Below are 3336 nucleotides of genomic sequence, written 5' to 3'. Positions count from 1 at the left end.
AGTATCGACGTAAGCTATTTGACGGACAGATGATCGCTCAACTGCGTGATGCATTTGACTCCGCTGCGGCAAAACTTGAATGCGAAATTATTGAGATGGACGGAGAGCCTGACCATGTGCATCTGCTGGTTGCTTACCCGCCAAAACTGGCGGTCAGTGTGATGGTCAACAATCTGAAATCAGTATCGTCGCGCCTGCTGCGCCAGCAAAACACACATTTACGGACGCAAAGTAAAACGAGGCTTTTGTGGTCAAGGTCGTACTTTGTCTGTAGCTCCGGAGGGGCAACGATTGAAACACTCAGAGCCTACGTTCAGAGCCAGTCAACGCCTGATTGATCTTTAAAGCCCTGCGGGCTTTTCGCTAATTCTTGAGTTTTATCTGCTTATTTCTGGCATTAATTCACCTTATTTAATGCCAGAGTAAGCTTTATTGTAGGTGATATAGATAGAAAATTGTGATGTAGATCACATTTGTAATATATATTGATGACTGACCTCAAAGAAGTTCAGATTTCCAATGACATCAATAAATAACGTGATGTTATGATGGTTTTTTAGTCACTTATTTATTTTGCTTTCTCGCGTTTACAATCTTGTAAACACTTTTAACTTTTCATCAAAATAAACCCTTCATTCCCTGATTAGACCAGTATTTTGCTGTTATCTTCTGTGAAATGTCTATAATGTCGGACTTTGTGATATGTATCGTCGCATTGGATACAATAAAAGATGACAAAACGAAAAGCACAGGTTATTTTGTCATTTCGTTGACGAATTGACGGAGATAGAAGCATAATGTCGGAAAATTTTCATATTTTGCTCCTGAATGGTCCGAATTTAAACCTGCTTGGAACAAGAGAGCCGGAAACCTACGGACACTTAACTCTGGATGATATCGTTCAAAGTTTGTCAGCAGATGCTCAGGCATTAAATGTGAAACTCAGTCATTTTCAGTCTAACGCTGAATTTGAGCTGATAAATAAAATTCATGCAGCTCGGGGTAATGTCGATTATATATTAATCAATCCTGCAGCTTTCACGCATACCAGTGTTGCACTGCGTGATGCATTATTAGGGGTGAATATTCCATTTATTGAAATTCACCTATCCAATGTCTACAGTCGGGAGCCTTTCCGCCACCATTCATATCTCTCCGATATCGCAACAGGCGTAATCTGTGGATTAGGTGCAGAAGGTTATCGATTTGCTTTACAGGCAGCGGTCAGCCGCTTGTCTTAATAAAAAAACATCAAAAAGAGTACGGAATCAACTCATGGATATTCGTAAAATTAAAAAAACTGATCGAGCTAGTCGAAGAGTCTGGCATTTCTGAACTGGAAATCTCTGAAGGTGAAGAGTCAGTACGTATTAGTCGTAACTCTGGCCTTCAGGGTCAAATGGCTCCTCAGCAATATTTTGCGGCACCAGCGGCTCCTCAACCTGCATTAGCCAATGCAGTTGCGCCCGTAGCGCCAGAAACACCAGCGGCTACACCAACGCAAGAAATCAGCGGTCATGTTGTTCGTTCACCAATGGTCGGAACGTTCTACCGCTCACCAAGCCCTGAAGCTAAGAAATTTGTTGAAGTCGGTCAGCAAGTCAATGTAGGCGATACTCTGTGCATCGTTGAAGCAATGAAAATGATGAACCAGATTGAATCTGACAAAGCGGGTGTTGTTAAATCTATCCTTTGCCAAGATGGCGACAACGTTGAGTTTGACGCTCCACTCTTTGTTATCGAATAACGAGGCAGGTCCATGCTAGAAAAAATCCTCATTGCCAACCGTGGTGAGATAGCACTGCGTATCCTAAGAGCATGTAAAGAGCTTGGGATAAAAGCAGTTGCCGTCCACTCCACGGCAGACCGTGATTTAAAGCACGTTCTGCTGGCAGACGAGACTATCTGTATTGGTCCCGCTGCTTCAGCAAAAAGTTACCTAAATATCCCTGCAATTATTGCAGCGGCTGAGATCAGTGGCGCACAAGCCATTCATCCAGGATACGGTTTCCTGTCTGAAAATGCTGATTTCGCAGAGCAAGTTGAACGCTCAGGCTTTATTTTTATCGGCCCCAAAGCTGAAACCATCCGCCTAATGGGTGATAAAGTTTCTGCTATTGAAGCGATGAAAAAAGCGGGTGTTCCTTGTGTGCCAGGATCAGACGGTCCTTTAGGTAACGATACTGCGAAAAATATTGAAATTGCTAAACGTATTGGCTACCCAGTTATCATCAAAGCCTCTGGTGGCGGTGGTGGTCGCGGTATGCGGGTTGTTCGTTCTGAAAAAGATCTAGAACAATCCATTACAATGACGCGTGCGGAAGCCAAAGCGGCATTTAGCAACGACATGGTATACATGGAAAAATACCTTGAAAACCCACGCCATGTTGAAATTCAAGTTATGGCTGATGGTCAGGGTAATGCAATCTATTTGGCTGAACGTGATTGCTCAATGCAACGTCGTCACCAAAAAGTGGTTGAAGAAGCACCGGCTCCGGGTATTACCCCTGAAATCCGTAAAAATATCGGCGAACGCTGTGCGAACGCCTGTATTGAAATCGGCTATCGTGGCGCAGGTACATTCGAATTCCTGTATGAAAATGGTGAATTCTACTTTATTGAGATGAATACCCGTATTCAGGTTGAACATCCAGTAACAGAGATGATCACAGGCATTGACTTAATCAAAGAACAGTTACGTATTGCATCTGGCTTACCTTTATCCGTAACGCAAGATCAAATTAACGTTCATGGTCATGCCATTGAATGTCGTATCAACGCAGAAGATCCAAAAACCTTCATGCCAAGCCCAGGGACTATTACTCGTTTCCACTCACCTGGTGGATTTGGCGTACGTTGGGAATCACATATTTACGCAGGTTATACTGTTCCACCTCACTATGATTCAATGATTGGTAAATTGATCACTTACGGTGAAACACGCGAAATTGCGATCTCTCGAATGAAAAATGCGTTGGCAGAACTTATCATTGATGGCATTAAAACCAATATTGAACTGCACCAGTTCATTATGAATGATGAAAGTTTCCAAAAAGGTGGTACAAACATTCACTACCTTGAAAAACGTCTAGGTTTAGCTGAGAAATAATCTTTCTCACTTAACAAGAAAAGGCATAGTTTATTTACTATGCCTTTTTTATTGCTGATTTTCTAATGGGTATTTATTTAATAGGAAATCCTTTAAAAGGTTTTATTTCTCGAATACTAAAACTGGTGTTCATCTCTTTGATATTGCCAATTGCGCGTATTTTCATCATTGAAACATTATGAAAATCTTCCATATCTTTAACGACCAGCTGCAACATATAGTCATAT

4 protein-coding genes and 1 pseudogene are annotated in these 3336 nt (G+C 41.9%); 4 read left to right on the top strand and 1 reads right to left on the bottom strand.

The window, feature by feature from the left end; genetic code table 11:
* From tnpA to accC, 4 genes and pseudogenes are all read left to right on the top strand, one after another.
* Positions 1-338 (top strand): IS200/IS605 family transposase (gene tnpA / locus BHE89_RS12885; protein WP_128860527.1); only part of this gene is annotated, 338 nt, incomplete at its 5' end.
* A 459-nt stretch (positions 339-797) separates the two neighbouring features.
* On the top strand, positions 798-1241 hold the full coding sequence (gene aroQ, locus BHE89_RS12880; RefSeq protein ID WP_006535378.1) for a type II 3-dehydroquinate dehydratase: 444 nt from the start codon (positions 798-800) through the stop codon (positions 1239-1241).
* Positions 1242-1275: 34 nt separating this feature from the next.
* Positions 1276-1747, top strand: a pseudogene (accB, locus tag BHE89_RS12875) (acetyl-CoA carboxylase biotin carboxyl carrier protein).
* 12 nt (positions 1748-1759) lie between these two features.
* Complete coding sequence (gene accC, locus BHE89_RS12870; RefSeq protein ID WP_069368383.1) at positions 1760-3109, top strand: acetyl-CoA carboxylase biotin carboxylase subunit; 1350 nt, start codon at positions 1760-1762, stop codon at positions 3107-3109.
* Between the two features lie 73 nt (positions 3110-3182).
* Here accC and BHE89_RS27070 read toward each other — a convergent pair whose 3' ends face one another.
* Complete coding sequence (locus BHE89_RS27070) at positions 3183-3326, bottom strand: hypothetical protein (RefSeq protein WP_353615126.1); 144 nt, start codon at positions 3324-3326, stop codon at positions 3183-3185.
* Positions 3327-3336: the final 10 nt, after the last annotated feature.

Source organism: Shigella sp. FC1967 (assembly GCF_001743005.1).
Classification (GTDB): domain Bacteria; phylum Pseudomonadota; class Gammaproteobacteria; order Enterobacterales; family Enterobacteriaceae; genus Proteus.
Note: the sequence above shows the minus strand (reverse complement) of the source record. Positions and strands in the feature narration are given on the sequence as shown.